The organism is Bradyrhizobium sp. DN3, assembly GCF_041357655.1.
Taxonomy (GTDB): Bacteria; Pseudomonadota; Alphaproteobacteria; order Rhizobiales; family Xanthobacteraceae; genus Bradyrhizobium.
The window spans coordinates 281,754-303,832 of record NZ_JAULLN010000006.1 but is presented as its reverse complement, the minus strand read 5'-3'; the positions used below and the strand labels follow the sequence as shown (position 1 = coordinate 303,832).

The 22,079-nt window shown below is 65.4% G+C and carries 18 protein-coding genes; 5 read left to right on the top strand and 13 right to left on the bottom strand.

Features of this window, described 5'->3' with window-relative positions; all coding sequences use genetic code 11:
- The 4 genes from AAE027_RS12100 to ggt all read right to left on the bottom strand — a co-directional run bounded on the left by AAE027_RS12100 (position 1) and on the right by ggt (position 5,681).
- Positions 1-2,292, bottom strand: a complete 2,292-nt coding sequence (locus AAE027_RS12100; RefSeq protein WP_370988237.1) for a xanthine dehydrogenase family protein molybdopterin-binding subunit — start codon at positions 2,290-2,292, stop codon at positions 1-3.
- A gap of 2 nt (positions 2,293-2,294) precedes the next feature.
- Entirely contained in the window at positions 2,295-3,311 is a 1,017-nt protein-coding gene (locus AAE027_RS12095) for an FAD binding domain-containing protein (RefSeq protein ID WP_370988236.1), read from the bottom strand.
- Positions 3,312-3,315: 4 nt separating this feature from the next.
- A complete protein-coding gene (locus AAE027_RS12090; RefSeq protein ID WP_370988235.1) occupies positions 3,316-3,930 on the bottom strand; it encodes a (2Fe-2S)-binding protein in 615 nt (204 codons plus the stop codon).
- A 164-nt stretch (positions 3,931-4,094) separates the two neighbouring features.
- Entirely contained in the window at positions 4,095-5,681 is a 1,587-nt protein-coding gene (ggt, locus tag AAE027_RS12085) for a gamma-glutamyltransferase (RefSeq protein ID WP_370988234.1), read from the bottom strand.
- A gap of 199 nt (positions 5,682-5,880) precedes the next feature.
- Here ggt and trhO point away from each other — a divergent pair, with 199 nt between their 5' ends.
- Positions 5,881-6,663: an oxygen-dependent tRNA uridine(34) hydroxylase TrhO gene (gene trhO, locus AAE027_RS12080; RefSeq protein WP_370988233.1), complete on the top strand. Its 783-nt coding sequence runs from the start codon at positions 5,881-5,883 to the stop codon at positions 6,661-6,663.
- The gene (locus AAE027_RS12075) at positions 6,653-6,871 is read left to right on the top strand and encodes a SlyX family protein (RefSeq protein ID WP_370988231.1); all 219 of its coding nucleotides are present in this window, start codon (positions 6,653-6,655) and stop codon (positions 6,869-6,871) included. The genes trhO and AAE027_RS12075 overlap by 11 nt, the downstream gene beginning before the upstream one ends.
- 10 nt (positions 6,872-6,881) lie before the next feature.
- On the opposite strand, the gene AAE027_RS12070 is transcribed toward AAE027_RS12075, so the two are convergent.
- Positions 6,882-8,786: a sensor domain-containing diguanylate cyclase gene (locus AAE027_RS12070; protein ID WP_370988230.1), complete on the bottom strand. Its 1,905-nt coding sequence runs from the start codon at positions 8,784-8,786 to the stop codon at positions 6,882-6,884.
- A 160-nt stretch (positions 8,787-8,946) separates the two neighbouring features.
- Positions 8,947-9,162 (bottom strand): hypothetical protein, encoded by a 216-nt coding sequence (locus tag AAE027_RS12065; RefSeq protein ID WP_091898984.1) that lies wholly within the window; start codon positions 9,160-9,162, stop codon positions 8,947-8,949.
- Between the two features lie 109 nt (positions 9,163-9,271).
- Here AAE027_RS12065 and hemE point away from each other — a divergent pair, with 109 nt between their 5' ends.
- Entirely contained in the window at positions 9,272-10,306 is a 1,035-nt protein-coding gene (gene hemE / locus AAE027_RS12060; protein ID WP_370988228.1) for a uroporphyrinogen decarboxylase, read from the top strand.
- A 171-nt stretch (positions 10,307-10,477) separates the two neighbouring features.
- On the opposite strand, the gene hemC is transcribed toward hemE, so the two are convergent.
- From hemC to AAE027_RS12045, 3 genes are all read right to left on the bottom strand, one after another.
- A complete protein-coding gene (gene hemC, locus AAE027_RS12055) occupies positions 10,478-11,458 on the bottom strand; it encodes a hydroxymethylbilane synthase (protein WP_370988227.1) in 981 nt (326 codons plus the stop codon).
- Positions 11,459-11,539: 81 nt separating this feature from the next.
- Positions 11,540-13,165: a GMC family oxidoreductase gene (locus AAE027_RS12050; protein WP_370988225.1), complete on the bottom strand. Its 1,626-nt coding sequence runs from the start codon at positions 13,163-13,165 to the stop codon at positions 11,540-11,542.
- A gap of 291 nt (positions 13,166-13,456) precedes the next feature.
- Positions 13,457-14,047, bottom strand: a complete 591-nt coding sequence (locus AAE027_RS12045; protein ID WP_370988224.1) for a TetR/AcrR family transcriptional regulator — start codon at positions 14,045-14,047, stop codon at positions 13,457-13,459.
- A 297-nt stretch (positions 14,048-14,344) separates the two neighbouring features.
- Here AAE027_RS12045 and AAE027_RS12040 point away from each other — a divergent pair, with 297 nt between their 5' ends.
- Positions 14,345-14,710 (top strand): nuclear transport factor 2 family protein, encoded by a 366-nt coding sequence (locus AAE027_RS12040; protein ID WP_128935679.1) that lies wholly within the window; start codon positions 14,345-14,347, stop codon positions 14,708-14,710.
- Positions 14,711-15,093: 383 nt separating this feature from the next.
- Positions 15,094-17,055 (top strand): putative bifunctional diguanylate cyclase/phosphodiesterase, encoded by a 1,962-nt coding sequence (locus AAE027_RS12035; RefSeq protein ID WP_370988223.1) that lies wholly within the window; start codon positions 15,094-15,096, stop codon positions 17,053-17,055.
- Positions 17,056-17,267: 212 nt separating this feature from the next.
- Here AAE027_RS12035 and AAE027_RS12030 read toward each other — a convergent pair whose 3' ends face one another.
- The 4 genes from AAE027_RS12030 to pgm form a co-directional block, all read right to left on the bottom strand.
- Positions 17,268-18,248 carry a PDR/VanB family oxidoreductase gene (locus AAE027_RS12030; RefSeq protein WP_370988222.1) on the bottom strand — a complete coding sequence of 327 codons (981 nt, stop codon included), beginning with the start codon at positions 18,246-18,248 and terminating at the stop codon, positions 17,268-17,270.
- A 10-nt stretch (positions 18,249-18,258) separates the two neighbouring features.
- A complete protein-coding gene (locus tag AAE027_RS12025) occupies positions 18,259-19,011 on the bottom strand; it encodes a GntR family transcriptional regulator (RefSeq protein WP_091894076.1) in 753 nt (250 codons plus the stop codon).
- A 3-nt stretch (positions 19,012-19,014) separates the two neighbouring features.
- Entirely contained in the window at positions 19,015-20,064 is a 1,050-nt protein-coding gene (locus tag AAE027_RS12020; RefSeq protein WP_370988221.1) for an aromatic ring-hydroxylating dioxygenase subunit alpha, read from the bottom strand.
- A gap of 291 nt (positions 20,065-20,355) precedes the next feature.
- A complete protein-coding gene (pgm, locus tag AAE027_RS12015) occupies positions 20,356-22,002 on the bottom strand; it encodes a phosphoglucomutase (alpha-D-glucose-1,6-bisphosphate-dependent) (RefSeq protein ID WP_370988220.1) in 1,647 nt (548 codons plus the stop codon).
- Positions 22,003-22,079: the final 77 nt, after the last annotated feature.

Sequence of the window (22,079 nt, the reverse complement as noted above, 5' to 3'; positions counted from 1 at the left end):
TCACACCTCGATATTTTCCAGCCGGACTGGCAGCTTGCGGATGCGCTGGCCCGTGGCGTGATAGATCGCATTGCAGACCGCCGCATTGGTGCCGACATTGGCAAGCTCGCCGAGGCCCTTCGCACCTGCCGGATTGATGTGATTGTCCTGCTCGGAGAGCATGATGACCTCGACGCTGGGCACGTCCGCATTCACGGGCACGAGGTAGTCCGCGAAGTTGTCGTTGACGTAGCGCGCATTGCGTTCGTCGATCTCGGTGGCCTCGAGCAGCGCCGACGACATGCCCCAGATCAGCCCGCCCATCAGCTGGCTGCGCGCGGTGCGCGGATTCATGATGCGGCCTGCCGCGAACGCGCCGACCAGACGAGGACAGCGGATCTCATGCGTGAAGCGGTTGACGCGGACCTCGACGAACTCCGCACCGAAGGCATAGGCGATCTGGTCTTTCATGGCGTGGCCACCGACCAGCCGCACCTGCCCGCTGTGCATGGCGCGGAAGGAATCCAGCGGCGCGTCTTCCGGCTTCCACTCGCCATATTCCTCGACGACGCCGACACCGAGCGCGTCGAAGGCTTTCTCCAGGTCGAGCGGACGGTCGCCCTTCGCCGCCTGCGTGGCCGGTGTCTGCCCGATACCCACAGTCTCCTTGGCCTTGTCCGTCAGGCTTTGGCTCGGCATCACCGCCTTGAACAGGCGCTGCCGGATCTGGTCGCACACCATCATCACCACGGAGCAGGTGCTGGCCGTCGAATTCGAGCCTCCGGCAACCGGCGCCGGTGGCAGGTCGCTGTCGCCGATGAAGACGGCGACCTTCTTGAGCGGCACGCCGAGCCGCTCGGCGGCGCTCTGGGCGATGACGGTGTAGGCGCCGGTCCCGATCTCGTGGCCGGCGATCTCGACACGGGTGCGGCCGTCACGCTGGAGGCGCACGCGCGCGGCGGACGGCCCCATGTGCGTCGGATAGCAGGTGGTGGCACAGCCATAACCGATCAGCCAGTCGCCATCCGACATCGATTTCGGCTGAGGCGAACGCTGCGCCCAGCCGAACGCCTTGGCGGCCTCGTCGAAGCAGGCCATCAGCGAGCGCGACGTATAGGGCTTGCCGCTGATCGGCTCAACGGTGGTGTCGTTGATGCGGCGGAGCTCAATCGGATCCATGTTCAGCTTCACCGCCAGCTCGTCCATCGCGCTCTCCAGCGCGAACAAATACGGCACCTCCGGTGGCGAGCGCATGAAGCCGGGCGTGTTGCGATCGGCGCGCACGATCGAGACGAGGCTGTCGACGTTCGGACAGGCATAGAGCCGCGTCGTCGTCTTGGTGCCACCGACGCAATAGGGATCGGGGCGCGAAGAGACCTCGGCGCCCTCGTGCCTGAGCGCGACCAGCTTGCCGTCGCGACGAGCACCCAGCTTGATCTCGTGGCGGGTCTCGGCGCGATAGGTGGCGATGGTAAAGCCCTGGTCGCGGGTCGGGACCAGCTTGATTGGCCGGTTCAGGCGCTTTGCGATAGCGGCGATGATGGCGGTGCGCGGCGTCATCGAGCCACGCGAGCCGAAGCCGCCGCCGACATAGGGGTTGACCACGCGCACCTTGTCGGCGTCGATGCCGAGCTGTTCGGCGACGCCGTTCTTCAGGCCGTAGACGAACTGGCTCGGCTCGTAGATGACGAGGTTGTCGCCCATCCAGGCGCAGCTCGTCGAGAACAGCTCCATCGGATTGTGATGCTGCGTCGGCGTGTCGTAGGATGCGGTCAGCTTGACCTCGGCTTCGTCGAACGCCTTGGCGAAATCGCCGACCTTCGGGTCTTCCTTGAACTGGGCATTCTGCCCCTTCGCTGCCGCCGTGGTCGTTCCGGGCGAGTCGAAGGTCGCGCTTGGCGTGGTGGCCGTGTAGCTGACCTTGACGCGGTTGGCGGCCTCGCGGGCCGCCTCGTAGCTCTCGGCAACGACCACCGCGATGATCTGGCCGTCATGGGCAATGTCGGCCGATTTCAACGGCTGGATCGTCGTGCCCGCATAGCCGCCATTGCTGAAGAGCTTCGAGTCCTTCAACCTCGGTGCGTTCTCGTGGGTGACGATGTCGATCACGCCGCGCACACGTCGGGCCTCATCGAGATCGAAACGATTGACCCGTCCCTTGGCGATGGCGCTGGTGACGAGGAACGCATAGGCGGGGTCGGCGAGTGGCATGTCGGACGCATAGGTCGCGCGTCCAGTCACCTTTACGGCCGCGTCATAGCGCGGCACGGGCTGGCCCATGTTCGTCTTCGGCTCGGGAGCAGCAGCGGTCATGATCAGATCTCCATCGTTACGGCCTGCTGGAGCGCGCGTGCCACCACGCGCTTGCCGAGCGCGATCTTGAAGCTGTTGTGCCGCCGCCCACTGGCATCTGCGAAAGCGGCATCGGCGACGCGTTGCGCCAAGGCTTCGTCGAATTTTTGCCCCTTGAGCAGCGCCTCCGCTTCGCGCGCCCGCCAGGGCACGGTGGCGACACCGCCGAGCGCGACACGCGCGTCCCTGATCGTGCCGTCCTGCACGTCGAGCGCGACCGCAGCCGAGGACAGCGCGAACTCGTAGGATTGCCGGTCGCGCGCCTTGAGATACACCGAGCGCGGCCAGCGTCCGGGCACCGCGAAGGCCGAGATCAGCTCACCGGGCTGAAGCGTGGTTTCGATGTCGGGCGTACTGCCCGGCGTCTTGTGGAGCTGGGCAAACGGCATGCTGCGCGTGCCGGCCTTGCCCGTGATCTCGACCATGGCATCGAGAGCGATCAGCGCCTGGGCGAAATCGCCTGGATAGGTCGCGATGCACTGGTCGGAGACGCCGAGCACGGCATGCATGCGGTTGACGCCGTCCATCGCGGCGCAACCGGAGCCGGGATGGCGCTTGTTGCAGTTCTCATAGGAGACATCGCGGAAATAGCTGCAACGCGTTCGCTGCATCACGTTGCCGCCGAGCGTCGCCATATTGCGCAGCTGGGCGCTCGCCGCGAGCTTCAGCGAATTGGCAATCACCGGATAGTTGCGCTGGATGCCGTCATGCGCGGCGACGTCGGACATCTTCGCGAGCGCGCCGAGCCGCAGGCTGTCATCCATCGGCTCGATCGCCGACCAGTCGCGCGCGAGCGGGTTGATATCGACGATCGCGGCCGGCCGCATCACGTCCAGCTTCATCAGATCGATCAGCGTGGTGCCGCCGGCGAGCGGCTGCGCAGGGGCCTGGGTCAACGGATTGTTCGCGGCCGCGGCGGCGCTGAGCGCCTGCACGGCCATGTCAGGGTCTGTTGCCCTCTGATACGAAAACGGTCGCATGCGCCTAGCCTTTCATGATCTCGGGCGCGGCCTGCTTCACGGCAGCGACGATGTTGGGATAAGCGGCACAGCGGCAGATATTGCCGCTCATATACTCGCGGATGTCCGCCTCGTTGTTTGCATGCCCCTCCTTGACGCAGGCCACAGCGGACATGATCTGGCCGGGCGTGCAATAGCCGCACTGGAATGCGTCGTTGTCGATGAAGGCCTGCTGCATCGGATGCAGGCGGTCGTCGGTGGCGAGGCCTTCGATCGTCGTGATCTCCTGGCCTTCGGCCGCAAGCGCGAGCGTCAGACACGACACCACGCGCCGGTCGCCGATCAGCACTGTGCAGGCGCCGCACTGGCCGTGATCGCATCCCTTCTTGCTGCCGGTGAGCTTGAGCTGTTCGCGCAGCGCGTCGAGCACAGTGGTTCGCGCATCGATGCTCAGGCGCTTGTCCTTGCCGTTCACGTGGAGGGTGACCTCGACAGGAAGCGCCGGATCTTGTGCGACCGGCGCATTCGCGTCCTGCGTGGCGGCACGCGCCGTCATCGGTACGAGCGCGCTCCCAGCGACGCCGGCCATGAAGGCGCGCCGATCGAATGCGGATTGTTTGGAACTTGATTTGTCGGACATCGACGCCTCCGCCGCTCATCTGCAAAGCAGCGCACGCCTGCACCGCTCATCGCCCCTTAACCTGAAGCAATGAGCTCCGTTCCGAACAAGAAAGGGCGACGCAGCAAATGCCGCGCCGCCCTTCGTCAACTTTTCCTGATCTGTGCGGGGAACCGCGCGGGCGCTCAATAGCCCAGCGCGCAACCGTCCTTGCGCGGATCGGAACCGCCGGTGAGTGTGCCCTTCTCCCAGTCGATCCAGATCGCCTGGGCACCGCCGAGCGGACCGACCACACTGGTGGTCTTGTGGCCGAGCTTCTTCAGGCCCTCGACGATCGCGGCGGGCACGCTGTCCTCGAGCTGATACTGGCCCTCGTAATGCAGGCCGCGCGGCATATCGATCGCCTCCTGCACGTCGCAGCCATAGTCGAGGATGTTGGTCAGCACATGCGTCTGGCCGGTCGGTTGATACTGTCCGCCCATCACGGCGAACGGCATCACGGAACGGCCACCCTTGGTGAGCAGGCTCGGCATGATCGTGTGCAGCGGGCGCTTGCCGCCTGCGATGCAGTTGGGATGGCCCGGCTGGATGCGGAATCCGCCGGCTCGGTTCTGGAACAGGACACCGGTCTTGTTGGAGACGATCGCCGAACCGAAGGAATGGGCGATCGAGTTGATGAACGAGCAGACGTTGCGGTCCTTGTCCACCACCGTGATGTAGATGGTCGACGGATTCATCGGCGGCGCGACATTCGGCAGCTCGAGCATGCCGTCCATCCGGATCTTGCTGATGTACTCGTCGGCAAAGCCCTTGGCGAGCATCTCGGCGACGTTGATCTTCATATGATCGGGGGCAGCGACGTGCATCTCGCGATTCATGTAGGCGATGCGCGCGGCTTCCGCCTCGAGGTGGAAGCGCTCGACGCTGAGCGGTGCGAACTTGGTCAGATCGAACCGCGACAGGATGTTCAGCATCAGCAGCATGGTGACGCCGGGCCCGTTCGGCGGGCACTGCCAGACGTCATAGCCCTTGTACATGGTGCCGATCGGCGTGGTCACTTCCGTCGTGTGCGCGGCGAAATCATCGAGCGTGTGCAGGCCGCCGATCCCGCGCAGGGTCTCGACCATGTCCTCCGCGATCGGGCCTTTGTAGAAGGCGTCGCGGCCGTCCTTGGCGATCGCGCGCAGGGTCTTGCCGAGCTCTGCCTGGCGGATGACGTCGCCGGCCACCGGCGGCTTGCCGCCCGGCAACAGGTAGCGCACGGTGTTGGTGCCGCGCTTCAGCTTCTCGAACTGGTTCTTCCAATCGAAGGCGATGCGCGGCGCGACGACGTAGCCCTCTTCCGCCGCCTTGATCGCGGGCTGCAGCAGCCGGTCGAAGCCGAACTTGCCGTGATCGCGCAGCACGGTGGCGAAGGCATCGACCACGCCGGGAATCGACACCGCATGCGCCGAGGTCAGCGGTACCGAGTTGATCTTGCGCTCGAGATACCAGTCGGCGTTCGCCGCCTTCGGCGCGCGGCCGGAGCCATTATAGGCGATGATCTTGCCCTCGCCCCGCGGCTGGATCAGCGCAAAACAGTCGCCGCCGATGCCGGTCGATTGCGGCTCGATCACGCCGAGCACGGCCGAGCCGGCGACCGCTGCGTCCACCGCCGTGCCGCCCTCGCGCAGCACCTCGATCGCGGCGAGCGAAGCCTGCGGATGCGAGGTCGCCACCATCGCATTGGTGGCGTGGACCGTGGACCTGCCGGGGAAATGGAAGTTTCTCATGCGAATTCTTGCTTTCTTGGACATCCGACGCGACGGCGCGCCATCTCGGAAAAACCCGGCCTACATGACATATTCCGGCCAGCCGGAGCAATGCTGGCATACCAATGAAATGGCTGCCATCCGCTGGGCGTATGGACCGTTCGCGGCTTTCAGCCATGGCGGGTTTTCCGGGCGACCGTCGCCTGCTAAACGAGCCGCCATGTCTGACAACAATTCGGTCACCAAGGTCGCCGCCTTCTACCAATTCGCCGCCCTCCCGGATTACCGCGAGCTGCGCGAGCCGCTGCGCGCGTTCTGCGCTCGCCTGGCGCTGAAGGGCAGCGTGCTGCTGGCCCAGGAGGGCATCAACGGCACCGTCGCGGGCATCCCGGAGGCGATCGGCGCCTTCGCTCACGAGCTCGCGCACGGCGACATGTTCGGCGGCCGGCTCGACAATCTCGAACTCAAATTCTCGACCGCCGCGGCGATGCCGTTCGGCCGGCTCAAGGTGCGGCTGAAGAAGGAGATCGTCACGCTCGGGGATGCGGCCGCCGATCCGACCCGCCAAGTCGGCACCTATGTCGACGCCGCCGAATGGAATGCGCTGATCGCGGCACCCGACACGCTGCTGCTCGACACCCGCAATGCCTTCGAGGTGGCGATGGGCACGTTCGAGGGCGCGGTTGATCCGGGCATCAAGAGTTTTGGCCAGTTCAAGGATTTTGCCGCCGCGCAGCTCGATCCGGCAAAGCACCGCAGGATCGCGATGTTCTGCACCGGCGGCATCCGCTGCGAGAAGGCCAGCGCGCATCTGCTCGCGCGCGGCTTTGCCGAGATCTATCACCTCAAGGGCGGCATCCTCAAATATCTGGAACAGGTGCCGGAGACGCAGAGCCGCTGGCGCGGCGAATGCTTCGTGTTCGACGAGCGCGTCGCGCTCGGCCATGGATTGCGAGAACTTGGCTTGCGCGAATTGGACAAGGGGCACGGCCGTGACGAATGAGATCAAGACGCTGAGCGAGCGCATCGACACGCTGGAGACGCGCCTTGCCTATCAGGACGACACGATCGAGACGCTGAACCAGACCATCACGGCGCAGTGGAAGCAGATCGATGCGCTGACGCGGCAGATCGCACAGCTGAGCGAACGGCTCCAGGAGGCCGAGGCGAATGCGCCGGGCCCTGCCAACGAGCGCCCGCCGCATTATTGAAAAAGGTGAGCTACTGGCCGGACGCCTTGAGCATCAGGCTGGCCACGTCGCCCGACATCATCAACCGGTTGCGCCCGGCTTCCTTCGCGGCGTAGAGCGCCTGATCGGCCGCCTCGACGAGCGAGGCCACGCCCGCGGTGCGCTCCAGCACCGGCCGGCACGCCGCGCCTCCGAGCGAAGCGGTGACGCAACCGGTCGCATGGTTGGTGGTGTGGACGAGGCCCGCCTCGCGGATCGCCCGCCTGATCCGGTCGCCGACCCGGGTGCAGCCTTCGGCATCGGTGTTCGGCAGCAGCATGGCGAATTCCTCGCCGCCATAGCGCGCCGCCAGGTCGCCGGGACGCTGCATCTCGGCCGCGATGATCTGCGCCACCAGGCGGAGGCAGGCGTCGCCCGCGGGATGGCCGTATTCGTCGTTGTAGGCCTTGAAGTGGTCGACGTCGATCATCAGCAAGGCGAGGCTGGAGCGGTCGCGGTAGGCACGCGCCCATTCCTCCATCAGCCGTTCGTCGAAGCGACGGCGGTTGGCAAGACCCGTGAGGCTGTCCTCGATCGCGAGCGTCTCGAGCCTGGTCTCCAGCTTCTTGTGCTCGGTGATGTCGCGCGAGATCGCCACCACGCCGTCGACGCGGCCATTGTCCTTGCGCGTCACCCGCATGGTCGATTCGAGCCAGACTTCGCCGTTCTCCCGGTGCGCGTTGCGATAGACGAGGCGCGCCTCCTCCGTCTCGCCACGCTTCATGGCGTCGACGATCGCCTGGACCTGCGGCAGATCCTCCGGATTGATGCCAGCGAGCGCAGGCGTGCCGATCAGTTGATTGGCGCGCCAGCCGACGAGGCGCACCGACGCGGGCGAGACATAGCGCAGCCGCTCGTCGAGGCCGATGCGGGTCACCATGTCGCTGGAGCCTTCCGCGAGCAGCCGAAAGTGCGCCTCCTTCTCGATCAGGGCCGCGGCCATGCGCTGGCCCCGCTGCAAGTGCCGCACCAGCACGGCACCGATGATCGCGATCAGCATCACTAGGGCGACCACGTAGAGCATGCGGGAGATTGCGGCTGCGCGCCAGGGCGCCAGCAACTCGTCCTTGTCGACGGTGGCGAGCAGGACCAGCGGGTAGCGGCTGCTGCGCTTGAAGAAGCTGACGCGCTGGGCGCCGTCCAGCGGCGACTTGAAATGATAGGCGCCGCCCGGCCGCTGCAGGCTGGCGTCGCGGAACAGCGGCTTGTCGGCAACACTGTGTCCGACGAACTTTTCGTTGTTCGGGTTGCGCGCGACGATCAGGCCGTCGCCATGCGTCAGCGCCACCGAGCTGTTGCGGCCGATCTCGAACTGCTCGTAGAAATGCGAAAGATATTTCGAGCTGATGGTCGCGAGCACCACGCCGCCGAAGCTGCCATCCGCCTTGTTGAAGCGGCGCGACAGGGTGACGACCCATTCGCCGTCCAGGAGGCTCTTCACGGGACGGCCGACATGGGGCTCGCGTTTCGGAGAGAGCTGGTGATGACGGAAGAACGCGTCGTCGCTGAAGGTCGAGCCGATCGTGCCGGGCAAGGTCAGCCAATTGCCCTGATCGTCGATGATGCCGAGGCTGTGAATGCGCTCGATGGCCTTCTTGCGCGCCTCCAGCAGGGTACGCAGCTTCGCGATCGTGGCAGGGCCGGCGCCATCCATCTCCAACCGGCTGACGACGCCGACGACGCCGGAATCCAGGAGATCGAGGCTATCCTCTGCATGCTGTGTCAGCGAACGGGCAACGTTCGCCATCTCGGTCTCGGCACCCTTGAGCACCGCATCGCGCGCGGCCCATTCGCGCCAGGCGCTGACCCCGAGGATGGTCGCGCAGGTGAGCACGACGAACGCGGCCGCGCGCAGCGGCAGATGGCTCCATCCGGCTCTTTGGGTCGCAACACTCATGCGGCAGAATTCTCCGATCTTCCGGAAACTCTGCCGCTTCTGTTATTGAACTCTGAAATTACCGCAGCAATGCGCGGCGATCCCGTAGTCGTACGGACGCAAGCATCGGCCCATCGCTAACAGAACATTAGCGTGCTTATCGGAATCCGGCTCCCGCCGGCTAGCTGAAGATGGCCTTAACTTTGTTCCAGAGCGAGGGATGCTCGGCATCCGCATCCGCCTTCGAGGGTGTCGGTTGCGCGGCGCTCACGGGATCGGAGGCCGGGAACGTATCCTTCAGACCGTCATCGAGCTTGGCGTTGCGATCGGCGGCGAGCGCTTCGCGCAGGTCGTCGGCGTGCTTGTCGTGCGGCGCAGGGTTGAATGTCTGAGCCATGAGATCCTCCTCGATTGGCTGGTCAACGCGGCGCATTTGCGCCGGTTCCCCTGTTCCGCTCGGGCCTCTCACGGTGTATCAGGAACCTCAATCTGCATCAGGACAGCTCGTGCCCCAGTCTGCGACAAAGCCCTTCATCGACGTGCTCTCCGGCCAGCGCCAGGCCATCCCGCCCATGTGGATGATGCGGCAGGCCGGCCGCTACCTGCCGGAATATCGCGAGGTGCGCGCCAAGGCAGGCGGCTTCCTCGATCTCTGCTTCACCCCGGAGCTTGCCGCCGAGGTGACGCTGCAACCGATCCGGCGGTTCGGCTTCAATGCTGCGATCATCTTCTCGGACATTCTGGTGATCCCCTATGCGCTCGGCCGCTCCGTGCGTTTCGAGGTCGGCGAAGGCCCGCGGCTCGAACCGCTGGATGATCCGGCGAAGGTTGCGACGCTGGCCGCGCGCGCCGACTTCTCCAAGCTCGCGCCGGTGTTCGAGGCGCTGCGGATCGTGCGCGGCGCGCTCGCTCCCGAGGTGACGCTGATCGGCTTCTGCGGCGCGCCGTGGACGGTGGCGACCTACATGGTCGCCGGCCAGGGCACGCCCGACCAGGCGCCGGCGCGGATGATGGCCTACCGGCATCCGGAGGCCTTCGCGCAAATCATCGACGTGCTGGTCGACAACTCGGTCGAATATCTCCTGGCGCAGCTCGCCGCCGGCGCCGACGCCTTGCAGATCTTCGACACCTGGGCCGGCGTGCTGCCGCCCCCCGAGTTCGCGCGCTGGTCGATCGAGCCGACGCGGCGCATCGTCGAAGGCGTCCGCGCGAAGGTGCCGGATGCGAAGATCATCGGCTTCCCGCGCGGTGCCGGCGCGCAGCTGCCTGCCTATGTCGAGGCAACCGGCGTCAACGCGGTGAGCATCGACTGGACCGCGGACCCGGCCTTCATCCGCGAGCGCGTGCAGAGCAAGGTCGCCGTGCAGGGTAATCTCGACCCGCTGGTGTTGATCACGGGTGGCACAGCGCTCGACCGCGCCGTCGACGACGTGCTGGCGAATTTTGCGAAAGGACGCCTGATCTTCAATCTCGGGCACGGCATCCAGCCGGAAACGCCGATCGCCCATGTCGAGCAGATGCTGAGGCGCGTGCGGGGCTGATTTATTTCGCCCAAGGGGGCGCGGCAAAACAAAAAGTGCGAAAACAACCCCATGCACAGTAGACAAGTCATTGAAAAGTCTAGGCCGGCATGACTCACCCCGCGCGTTTGACACGTCGGGCAAAACAGGCGCAGGATGGCACCATCGCCGATTGTGATTTCGCGGGCGGGCTCAGCGCGGCCGGCTGCGTTCGATGATCTCGGCGGCCCCTTTGGCCAACAGATCCAACGCCACAGCACGACCGAGCTCGCGCGGACGGTTGGCGGGGCCTGCGCGCGAGGCCTCGATGATGGTATTGCCGGAGAGGTCGAGCACGGATGCGGCCAGCGACATCTGATCGCCGGCAATGGTCGAGAACCCCGCCACCGGCGAATTGCAGTGGCCGTTGAGCACCCACAGCACTTCGCGCTCGGCATCGGCACAGGCATGCGCGGCGGGATCGTCGATCGATGAAAGGATCTGCCGCGTCTGCCAGTCCTGCGCGGCGCATTCGACCGCGACGATGCCCTGGCCCGCCGCGGGCAGCATCTCGGCCGCGGTGAATTCATAGGCAATGCGGTTGGAAAGACCGACGCGGTCGAGGCCCGACCGCGCCATGATCAGCGCATCGGCCGGCCCCACCGCACCGCCATCCGGCAGGCGCTGCTTCTCGCCATTGTCGAGCTTGCGCACGCGCGTGTCGGCGGCGCCGCGGAAGTGGATCACCTCCACCTCCGGAAACAGGCGCCGCGCATAGGCGGCCCGGCGGACAGCGTTGGTCCCGATCTTGAAACCCTTGCCGCGGGACTGGCGCAGCGCCTCCAGCGTCACGCCGTCGCGCAGCACCAGCGCGTCACTGGGCGGATCGCGCGACAAGGTGGCGCCGATGACAAGGCCGGGCGTGTCCTCGTTGCCCGGCATGTCCTTCAGCGAATGCATCGCCGCCTGGAGCTCGCCCGACAGGACGGCGGCGCGGATCTGCGCCACGAAGGCGCCGCCCTTGCCGCCGTGCGGCAGAAGCTTGCTGGTCTGGTCGAGATCGCCCGTGGTGTCGAACTTGACGATCTCGATGTCCAGATCGGGCACAGCGGCGGTCAGGCGGCGTGCAATCTCTTCCGTCTGTGCCAGCGCCATCGCGCTCTTGCGGGTGCCGATCTTGAATCGCGTAGCCAAGTCCTTATCCTTTCGAGACGCGTCATTTTGTTTGAGCATGATCTTATCGGAAAACCGGTTCCCACTTTTCCGGATCATGCTCTAACGCGCATCCTCCAATATCATGTCGGAGGCCTTTTCGGCGATCATGATGATCGGCGCGTTGGTGTTCCCCGACACGAGGTCCGGCATGACCGAGCCGTCGACCACGCGAAGGCCGTCGAGCCCCCTCACCTTCAGCCGCTGGTCGACCACCGCGAGCGCGTCATTGCCCATACGACAGGTCGAGGTCGGATGGTAGATGGTGCTGCCGCGCTCGCGGCAATAATCGAGCAACTCGGCGTCCGTGGATACCTTCGCGCCGGGATCGTACTCATTGACCACGAACGGCTTCAGCGCCGGCGCGCTCAATATCTTGCGCAGGATCTTGAGGCCCTCGACATTGGTGGTGCGGTCGGTTTCGGTCGACATGTAGTTGATGCGGATCTCCGGCGGCACGGTCGGGTCGGCACTTTTGATGCGCAAGGTTCCGCGGCTTTCGGGCCGGAGCTGGCACACGGAGGCGGTGAAGCCCGAGAAATCGTGCAGCTTCTCCCCCATCTTGTCGGTCGAGAACGGCAGGAAGTGCACCTGGATGTCGGGTGACGCCAGCCGCGGGCTGGTCTTGAAGAACGCACCCGCCGTGCCCGCGGCGATCGTCAGCCAGCCCTTCCGGAACAGCGCATAGCGCGCCCCAGCCATCGTGCGGCGGAGCGGATGATTGATGGTGTCGTTGAGCGTGATCTTCTGCGAGCAACGCATCACGATGCGGACCTGCATGTGGTCCTGGAGGTCATGGCCGACACCGGGAGCATCGAGCACGATGTCTATGCCGTGCTTGCGCAAGAGATCGGCGGGACCGACGCCGGAGAGCTGAAGCAGTTGCGGCGAGTTGTAGGCCCCGCTCGACAGCACGATTTCCTTGCGGGCCCGCGCGCGGCGCAAGGCCGCGCCTTGCCGGTATTCGACGCCGACGGCGCGGCGCCCCTCGAACAGGACGCGCTGGGCGAGTGCGGAGGTCTCGATCTTGAGATTGCTGCGGGTCTTCGCCGGGCCGAGATAGGCCACCGCCGTCGAGGCGCGCCGGCCGTTGCGCGTCGTGGTCTGGAATAGGCCGACGCCTTCCTGCGTGGCGCCGTTGAAGTCAGGGTTGTAGGGCAAACCGGTCTCGACCGCGGCGTCGATGAAGGCTTTCGACAGCGGATCGGTCATGATCATATTGGAGACCGGCAGCGGCCCGCCGCTGCCGTGATATTGATCGGCCCCGCGCGATTGGTTCTCGGCCTTCTTGAAGTAGGGCAACACGTCGTCATAGCCCCAGCCGGTGTTGCCGAGCTGGCGCCAGCGGTCGTAGTCCTCGTGCTGACCGCGGACATAGAGCAGGCCGTTGATCGAGCTCGAGCCGCCCAGCGTCTTGCCGCGCGGCTGGAACACCTGACGTCCCTTCAGCTCGGGCTCCGGCTCGGTCTGGTACATCCAGTTGACCGTCTTCTCCTTGAACAGCTTGCCGTAGCCGAGCGGGACGTGGATCCAGATGTTGGAATCCTTCGGGCCGGCCTCGAGCAGCAGCACGCTGTGCTTGCCATTCGCAGAGAGCCTGTTGGCGAGCACGCAGCCGGCGGAGCCGGCACCGACGATGATGTAGTCGAATTCGGGATCGGACGGCGCGAGCGAGGAATTTGCGTTCATGCGCTATTGTTCTTTTTGTTGGTGTTGGCGTTTCCGTTTCGTCACTTAGAGCAGGCTAAATTCGATCAGCGATGCGTGCTTGACCTCTCCCCGACGGGGAGAGGTCGGATTGCGCTCGGCGATGCGAAGCATCGTTCGTAGCAATCCGGGTGAGGGGCCGCAACGGCGAGTGAGACTGTAACCCCTCACCCCGGATTGCATCTTCGATGCAATCCGACCTCTCCCTACGGGAGAGGTGAATCCGAGTTCTTGACTCGCATCGCCTACAAAGCCGACCTCGCATTAGCACAATCATGCGCGCAGGCGCAGCGCCTCGACCAGCGACCTGAACGCACGGGCATATTCCCCGCCCGCCCTTGCGATGTCGGCGCGCCCGGCGCAGGCGACCGCGGCTTCCGTGACCGCGCCGAGCAGCAGCCGGGCCAGCGGCTCGACGGGCTGGCGCGCGATCAAGCCGGCCTCCATCGCCGCCGCAATCGCGCGCGGCAGCTTGCCGCCAAAGTGCTTGGCGTCGATCTCGCGCCAGCGTTCCCAGCCGAGCACGGCGGGCCCGTCACGCAGGATGATCTGGCCGGTGGGGCCCTTTGCCGTCGCCGCAAAGTAGTGCTGGGTACCGGCAACCATGGCTGCGAGAACGTCCTTCTCGGCGCGCGCGGCGCTGTCGATCTCGACGACGAGGTCGCGCGAGACCTGGTCGAACACGGCTTCGAACACCGCCTCCTTGGTCTTGAAGTGATGATAGACCGCGCCCTTGGCAATGCGGGCGGCATCCGCGATCTCGTCCATGGTGGTGGCGGCGAAACCTTGCGTCCCGAACAGGCGGCGCGCCGCCGTCAGGATCGCTTCCATCGTCGCCGCGCGCCGTTCCGCCTGCTTCGCCATTGTGCCTCGTCGAGGTCCACCTCTCCCCGACGGGGAGGTCGGATTGCGCCTGGCGATGCGAAGCATCGTCCAGTGCAATCCGGGTGAGGGGCCGCGGGCACACAGTGGAGACCCTAACCCCTCACCCGGATCGCATCTTTCGATGCGATCCGACCTCTCCCTACTGGAGAGGTGTTCTGAGTTCTCGGCTCGCACCCTCACTCTAGCTTTAATCGAATCGAGCATAGGCGGCCAGTTGACTTTTCGACCACCGGTCGGTATTTACCGACTATCAGTCGGTTTTAATCGAGATGTTCCATGCCGAGCCGTGACATTGTCGAAGCGTTTGCGCAGCGGCTGGAAGCCGGAGACTTCATCGGCGCCATCGAACAGTTCTGCACGCCTGATGCCGTGACCTACGAGAACAACGCTGCCCCGACGGTCGGCCGAGACAAGCTCGTCGCCAAGGAACGCGGCGTGCTGGCGGCGTCCAAGGACGTCAAGGCCGTGCGTATCGGGCCGAGCCTGATCGAGGGCGACCACGTCGCGACCCGCTGGGTCTTCAGCTTCACCAATGCCGAGGGCGTCACGCGGACACTGGACGAGATCGCGTGGCAGACCTGGCGGGGCGATCAGCTGATCGAGGAACGGTTTTATTACGATCCGAAGCAGCTGGGGCGGTGACCGCGCCTCCCTCTCGCCCTGCCACCGCTGTCATCGCCCGGCTTGCCGCCTTCGCTGATGCTTCGGCGTGCCGAGCGCCCGCGTGGGCCTCGGCGTAGCCTTGGCCGGGACCAGGCGATCCGGTACGCCGCGGCGGCTGTGATAAGTCGGGGGGGCCGCGGCGTACTGGATGCCCCGCCTGCGCGGGGCATGACAGCGGAGTTAGGGGCGAACTTTTCCTGCCATCACGCATTTGTATCGATTTGTTATCGATACCTTCGTTTGAACACGTAGAAGTGCTCACTCCGATTGCGGCAGCTAGGGATAATTCATAGTTCGTCAAAGGTTTGCAGCGAATTTTCCGCTTCTAGCCGGACAATCGGCCGATGCTGCTAGGCTCTGGAATGCGGACTCAAACGACCAGCTATTTCGCACGGCTGTTCGCCGGCGATCTGTCGGCCTTTGGCGGTCCGGCAACCGACGAGGCCGTGGCCGGCCATATCCGGGCCGAGCAGATGTCGCTGGTGCTGGGCTATTCGGTCGGCATCATGCTTGCCAACGCCTGCAACGCCATCGTGCTGGCCATCGCGCTGTGGCAGTCGCCGGACAGGATGCCCGCCCTGATCTGGGCGGCCGCCGTCGCCAGCGCCGCGATCGGGTTCGGCGTGCAATCCCACGCCGCGCGCCGCATCACCAAACCGCAATTCGTCTCGCGCCGCGCCATGCACCGGCTGGTGCGCAACGCCTTCCTCCTTGGCGCGGCCTGGGGCATCGTCCCGGTCGCCTTCTTCGCCAATGCTTCGACCGGCGGCCAGCTCGTCATCACCTGCCTGTGCTCGGGCATGCTGGCCGGCGGCGCGCTGGCTTTTGCCACGATCCCGATCGCGGCCATCGCCTTCACCGCGCCCATCTTCCTCGGCATCGCCATCTGCCTCGGCAGGAACGGCGATCTCGCCTTCCTGCTGATCGCCTTCCTGGTCGTGGTCTACGGAAGCGTGCTGCTGCGCGGCGTGTTCGTCAATTCGTTCGCGTTCGCGCGGCGCGTGATACGGCAGATCGAGGCGGAGCGCACGGTGCGGCAGGATCCCCTCACCCATTTGCCCAACCGCGTCGCCTTCAACGAAACGCTCGATGCCGCGCTCAAACGACTGGCATTGTCCGGTGAGGAATTCGCGGTGCTGCTGCTCGACCTCGATCGCTTCAAGGAGGTCAACGACCAGTTCGGTCATCCCGCCGGCGACGAATTCCTGGTCCAGGTCGCAAGCCGCCTGCAACGCTGCACGCGCGCGGCCGAGCATGTCGCGCGCATCGGCGGTGACGAATTCGCGCTGGTCATGAACAATTTGGCGCGGCCGGAAGATGCGCTCGAGATCGCCGAGCGCTTCGTCGCGGCCTTCACCGAGCCGTTCCAGATCGAGGGCCGCCAGATCGTCGGCGCGACCAGCGTTGGCATTGTGCTGGCACCGCGCGACGGCACCATGCCGCTTGACGTCATGAAGAATGCCGATGCCGCGCTCTATCGCGCCAAGAAGGCGGGAGCCGGCACGATCTGCTTTTTCGAGACCAGCGACGACAGGGTGTCGCGCGACCGCAAGGCGCTGCAATCGGACCTCGCCGGCGCGATCGCGAGGGACGAGCTGTTCCTGGTGTTCCAACCGTTCCTCGATCTCGGCGACAACCGCATCACCGGATTCGAGGCGCTGCTGCGGTGGCAGCATCCCGCGCGCGGGCTGGTGCCGCCGAGCGAATTCATCCCGATCGCCGAGGAGACCGGGCTGATCCACGAGATCGGCGAATGGGTCATCCGCCGCGCCTGCGCGACGGTGGCGCAATGGCCGGACGAGATCAGGGTCGCCGTGAATTTCTCCGCGGCGCAATTTCACAACACCGGCGTCCTCCAGACCATCGTGCAGGCGCTTGCCGATGCGAAGGTCTCACCCAGCCGGCTCGAGATCGAGATCACCGAATCGATGCTGCTGTCGAAATACGGCTCGGCCGCATCGGTCCTGAATGCGCTGCTGGAGCTCGGCGTCACCGTAGCGCTCGACGATTTCGGGACGGGCTTCTCCTCGCTCACCTATTTGCGCAAGCTGCCGTTCAGCCGCATCAAGATCGACCAGTCCTTCATCAGCGACGTGTTGGTGCAGCCGGACTGCGCCGCCATCGTGAAGTCGGTGATCTCGCTCGCGCGGGACCTGCGCATCGGCGTCGTCGCCGAAGGCGTCGAGACCGCCGACCAGCTCGAATATCTGCGCCAGATCAGTTGCGACGAGGTGCAGGGCTATCTGATCAGCCGGCCGGTAGCGGCCGATGCCGTGCTGGCGCTGCTGGACAGCAGGAAGCATCGCGCGATTTACGCGGCGTAGGCCTCGATCGGATTAGGATCGGTGCGGCCACGAAGGAGGTGCGCTCCCTCCCGCTTGCGGGGGAGGGCTGGGGAGAGGGTCTCTCCACGGAGGGACTCCCCAAGAGGAGAGCCCTCACCCGCGCCTTCGGCGCGACCTCTCCCGCAAGCGGGCGAGGTGGAGGCCGCGGCGCCGTCCATTCCTCCTAACAGACTCCCGCTCCGGGCCTCGCCTCAAATCGCATCCGCGCGCAGCAGCGTGTCGACCGTAATCGTGCCTCTCGCGCGGGAAACGCAGACGCAGATCTTCTGGTTGCTTTGCTTCTGATGGTCGCTGAAGAAAACGTCGCGATGGTCGATCTCGCCGTCGACCGCGACCACGTCGATGGCGCACAGGCCGCACTCGCCGCGCTTGCAATCATACATCACGTCGTGGCCGCTGGCATTGAGCACATCAAGCATCGAGCGTTCGCGTGGAATCTCGAGCTCGACATTCGAGCCCTTCAAGCGCACCCGGAACGTCTCGGTCGGCAGCGTGCCGCTGGAGCCGAACGTCTCGTAGCGGAGATCTGAAAGCGGATGGCCGGCGCCGATCCAGGCATGGCGCGCGGCATCGAGCATGCGCATCGGGCCGCAGAACAGCGCGAGCGTGCCTTGGGGAAGCGAGGCGAACAGGGCGTCGAGATCGAGGCGCTTGCCTTCGTCGCTGGCATGAACGACCAGGCGATCGCCGAGCAGCGCGGCGAGATCGTCGAGATAGGCGGCTTCGCTGCGCGAACGCACGGCATAGTGCAGCGTGACGTCAGCGCCGCGGCGGGCCAGCGCCTGCGCGGCACCGAGGATCGGCGTGATGCCGATGCCGCCGGCGATCAGGCAATAATTTTCGCGCACCCAGTCCACCGCAAGCAGCGAGGCGGGCTGCGTGATGTCGAGCCGCGCGCCTGGCGCTAATTGCCACATATAGCGCGAGCCGCCGCGGGAATCCTCGGCGCGGCGCACCGCGATCTTGAAGCCGTGGGACGAAGCTTCGCCGACCAGCGAATAGGACCGCGTCTCCGGCAGGCCGTCGATGCTGACGCTGACATTGATGTGGCTGCCGACCGGATAGGCCGCACCGTCGAACTGATCGGGCCGGATCAGGAATTCGCGGATGCCAGGTGCGAGATCGCGGGTCGAGACGAGCGTCGCCGGAAGCCAGGTTTCGATGAAGCGCATGGTGATTGCCTCAATCGTTTGCGGTCTTGATCAGCGCGAGCGCCGGCAAGAGGTCGAGATGGGTCCGGTTGCGCAACGCGAGCCGCAGGTTTCGTACCGCGAGCCGCGCATGCTCGCGCATGACGGCTTCGGCGCGCGCGCCTTCGCGGTTCTCGATCGCGTCGATCACCACGCGGTGATGCTCCTGTCCGATGATCAGGATCTGCTGCGCCTCGGGCAGCGCCGATTGCGCCATCACGAACCCGCTCGGCGAGGCGAACGGCAGCGCCGAGGCGCGGTCGATCTGCCGGATCAAGGGCGGGCTGCGCGACAATTCAGTGAGCAGGGCGTGGAAGCGCGCGTTCAGCGTGACGTAAGACGAAAATGCGTCGACCGAGATCGGCACCTGACGCAGCAATTCATCGATCGCGGCGAGGCACTCCTTCAGCGGCTCGAGCTCGCGCGCGGAGACGCCGCGCTCGGCCGCAAAGCGCGCGGCGAGGCCTTCCAGCGTGCCGCGCAGCTCGATGGAGTCGGAGATATCGCGCTCCGAGAACGCCTTCACCATGAAGCCGCCGGAGGGGATCGCCTCCAACAGGCCCTCCTCCTCCAGCCGCACCAGCGCCATGCGCACCGGCGTGCGCGAGACGCCTGTCGTCTCCACCGCCTGGAGCTCGGAGATGCGCTCGCCCGGACGCAATGAGCCCGACAGGATCTGGTCGCGCAGCGCGAGCTGTGCCTTCACGGTCTGCGAGACGGAGCGGTCAACCTCACGTTCGGCCATCGTCTACTCCGCGGCCTGGAGATGTGTTGGTGCGTTTTCCTTCGCCACCATGCGATCGATCAGCTTGCGCGACCACATCGCGCCGGCATCGATGTTGAGGTTGTAGAAGATGCGATCCGGGTTCTCGTCCATCGCGCGCTGCTGCGCTTCGAGGATCAGCTCGTCCTCATGGAAGATGCCGGAGACGCCGTCGCGGATCTCGGTGGTGATGCGCTGCTCGCCGAGACGATAGTTGCGCACGAAGGCCCAGAAATAATGGCAGGTCTTCTCGGTCTCCGGCGTGATGGTGTTGAGCACGAACCCGTTGACGCCCTGCGAGCGGTCGCCTTCCGGCGCGCCGGTGCCGGTCGGCGCCACGCCGACGTCGATGGCGATGGTGCACGGGGCCTCGAAACGGATGATCTGCCAGCGGTCGACGAGGCCGGGCTTGCCGAGCTGCTTGGCCCAGAACGGCGGCGGCTCGATGCCGCGCATCCAGCGCGTCACCGTCACCGTCTTCTCGCCATGGGTGACGTCGAACGGTGCCTCGGCCACCGCATCGTTGCCGATCGAAGAGCCATGCACGAAGGTCTCGTGGGTGAGATCCATGAGATTGTCGAGCACCAGGCGATAGTCGCATTTGACGTGGATGGTCTTGCCGTCGCCGGCCCAGGCCGGATCGTGATTCCAGTGCATGTCCGGAACTAGCGCGGGATCGGCTAGCGCGGGATCGCCCATCCAGAGCCAGATGTAGCGGTGACGCTCGATCACGGGATAGGCGCGGACACAGGCGGAGGGATTGATGGTCTCCTGCGAGGGCATGAAGGTGCAGCGCCCTTGCGCGTTGTACTTCAGGCCATGATAGCCGCAGACGACGGTGTCGCCTTCGAGCCGGCCCTTGGACAGCGGCACCAGGCGGTGCCAGCAGGCATCCTCCAGCGCGGCCACCGAGCCATCGGCCTTGCGGTACATCACGATGTGCTTGCCGCAGATCGTCCGCGGCAACAGCGCCGGCTTCACCTCGGCATCCCAGGCGGCGGCGTACCAGGCGTTCATGGGGAAGGGTTTTGTCATCGGTCTCGCTCCCACGGCTTATGCATACGTTATGTATACAATAGCGGCGGCATGGAGATCATTCAAGTCGAAAAAGGAGTAGCTGAATACCATACCCACCCATGATGTATACATACTTATGCACGGTCATTCCCCGCGAAGGCGGGGAATCCAGTACGCCGCGGCGGACATTAGGGTCACACAACTTCCGCCGCGGAGTACTGGATCGCCCGCCTGCGCGGGCGATGACACCGGAGGATACGGCGCGTCCTCCCTAGGAGGGACAGTGAGAGCGGCACTCGGGCCCGAATGCTACGCCCCGAACACCTTCGCCAGCCCGGCCTTGGCTTCCTCCTGAATCCGCGTCAGGTGCTCGGTGCTGCGGAAGCTTTCCGCGTAGATCTTGTAGACGTCCTCCGTCCCCGACGGCCTGGCCGCGAACCAGCCGAAATCGGTCTCGACCTTGATGCCACCGAACGGCTGGCCGTTGCCGGGCGCCTTGCTCAGGGTGGCGCGGACGGGATCACCGGCGAGATCCTTCAGGCCAAGCTGCTCGGGTGTGACGGACTTCAAAATGTTCTTCTGCGGCCCGGTGGCGGCAACATCGATGCGCGCGTAATGGGGCACGCCGAACTCGGCGGTGAGGTCATTGAAGAGCTGGCTGGGATCACGGCCAGTCCTGGCCATGATCTCGGCGGCGAGCAGGCCGAGGATGACGCCGTCCTTGTCGGTGGTCCATACCGTACCGTCGCGGCGCAGGAATGAGGCGCCCGCACTCTCCTCGCCGCCGAAGCCGAAGCCGCCCGTGAGGAGGCCGTCGACGAACCATTTGAAGCCGACCGGCGTCTCGACCAGCTTGCGGCCGAGCTTTTTCGCAACGCGGTCGATGATCGAGCTCGACACCACGGTCTTGCCGATCGCGGCATCCTTGCCCCAGTCCGGGCGATGCGCGAACAGATAGGAGATCGCGGTCGCAAGATAATGATTCGGATTCATCAGGCCGCCGGTGCGCGTCACGATGCCGTGGCGATCGGCGTCGGTGTCGTTGGCAAAGGCGACGTCGAAGCGGTCGCGCATCCCGATCAGGCTCGCCATCGCATAGGGCGAGGAGCAGTCCATGCGGATCTTGCCGTCCCAGTCGACGGTCATGAAGCGGAAGGTCGGATCGATCGCCTCGTTCACGACGGTGGCCTTGAGGCCATAGCGCTCGATGATCGGATGCCAGTAATGCACGGCGGCACCGCCGAGCGGATCGATGCCGATCGTGACGCCGGCGGATCTGACCAGGTCGAGATCGACGACATTGCCGAGATCGGCCACGTAAGGCGTGATGAAATCATAGGCGTGGACGTTCGCGGATTTCTTCGCCTTGGCATAGTCGATGCGCTTCACGCCCTTGAGGGCGTCGGCGAGATAAGCATTGGCGCGCTTCTCGACCACGCCGGTGACGTCGGTGTCGGCGGGGCCGCCATGCGGCGGATTGTATTTATAGCCGCCGTCTTCGGGGGGATTGTGCGAGGGCGTGATCACGACGCCATCGGCGAGGCCGCTCGTACGCCCTTTGTTGTAGGTCAGGATCGCGTGTGAGACTACCGGCGTCGGCGTGTAGCCGCCGTCCTTGTCGATCATGACGTCGACGCCGTTGGCCGCGAACACCTCGATGGCGCTGACCAGGGCCGGCTCTGCCAGCGCATGGGTATCGATGCCGATGAAGAGCGGGCCGGTCAGCTGCTTTTCTCTTCTGTAGTCACAAATCGCCTGCGTGGTCGCGACGATGTGGCCCTCGTTGAAGGTGTTCTTGAACGAGGTGCCGCGATGACCCGAGGTGCCGAACGCGACCCGTTGCGCGGGGTCGGCCGCATCCGGCTTGCCGGCGAAATATTCCGTCACCAGCCGCGGAATATTGGTGAGCGCGTCCGGCGAGGCCTGCTTGCCCGCCGCGGGATGAACATCAGCCACTGAAATACCTCGTCCTTGTCAAATTGAGGCCTGCCGCACCATAGCATTGGGCTTGCACGCGCCAACTCAAAAGCCAT

Coding starts and splice junctions, on each gene's coding strand:
- AAE027_RS12040 (WP_128935679.1), top strand. CDS start 14,345: ATGCCGAGCCGTGACATTGTCGAAGCGTTTGCGCAGCGGCTGGAAGCC.
- AAE027_RS12095 (WP_370988236.1), bottom strand. CDS start 3,311: ATGCGACCGTTTTCGTATCAGAGGGCAACAGACCCTGACATGGCCGTG.
- AAE027_RS12065 (WP_091898984.1), bottom strand. CDS start 9,162: ATGGCTCAGACATTCAACCCTGCGCCGCACGACAAGCACGCCGACGAC.
- AAE027_RS12050 (WP_370988225.1), bottom strand. CDS start 13,165: ATGAACGCAAATTCCTCGCTCGCGCCGTCCGATCCCGAATTCGACTAC.
- AAE027_RS12030 (WP_370988222.1), bottom strand. CDS start 18,248: ATGCGCTTCATCGAAACCTGGCTTCCGGCGACGCTCGTCTCGACCCGC.
- AAE027_RS12045 (WP_370988224.1), bottom strand. CDS start 14,047: ATGGCGAAGCAGGCGGAACGGCGCGCGGCGACGATGGAAGCGATCCTG.
- AAE027_RS12035 (WP_370988223.1), top strand. CDS start 15,094: ATGCGGACTCAAACGACCAGCTATTTCGCACGGCTGTTCGCCGGCGAT.
- AAE027_RS12070 (WP_370988230.1), bottom strand. CDS start 8,786: ATGAGTGTTGCGACCCAAAGAGCCGGATGGAGCCATCTGCCGCTGCGC.
- AAE027_RS12100 (WP_370988237.1), bottom strand. CDS start 2,292: ATGACCGCTGCTGCTCCCGAGCCGAAGACGAACATGGGCCAGCCCGTG.
- AAE027_RS12025 (WP_091894076.1), bottom strand. CDS start 19,011: ATGGCCGAACGTGAGGTTGACCGCTCCGTCTCGCAGACCGTGAAGGCA.
- ggt (WP_370988234.1), bottom strand. CDS start 5,681: ATGAGAAACTTCCATTTCCCCGGCAGGTCCACGGTCCACGCCACCAAT.
- AAE027_RS12090 (WP_370988235.1), bottom strand. CDS start 3,930: ATGTCCGACAAATCAAGTTCCAAACAATCCGCATTCGATCGGCGCGCC.
- trhO (WP_370988233.1), top strand. CDS start 5,881: ATGTCTGACAACAATTCGGTCACCAAGGTCGCCGCCTTCTACCAATTC.
- AAE027_RS12020 (WP_370988221.1), bottom strand. CDS start 20,064: ATGACAAAACCCTTCCCCATGAACGCCTGGTACGCCGCCGCCTGGGAT.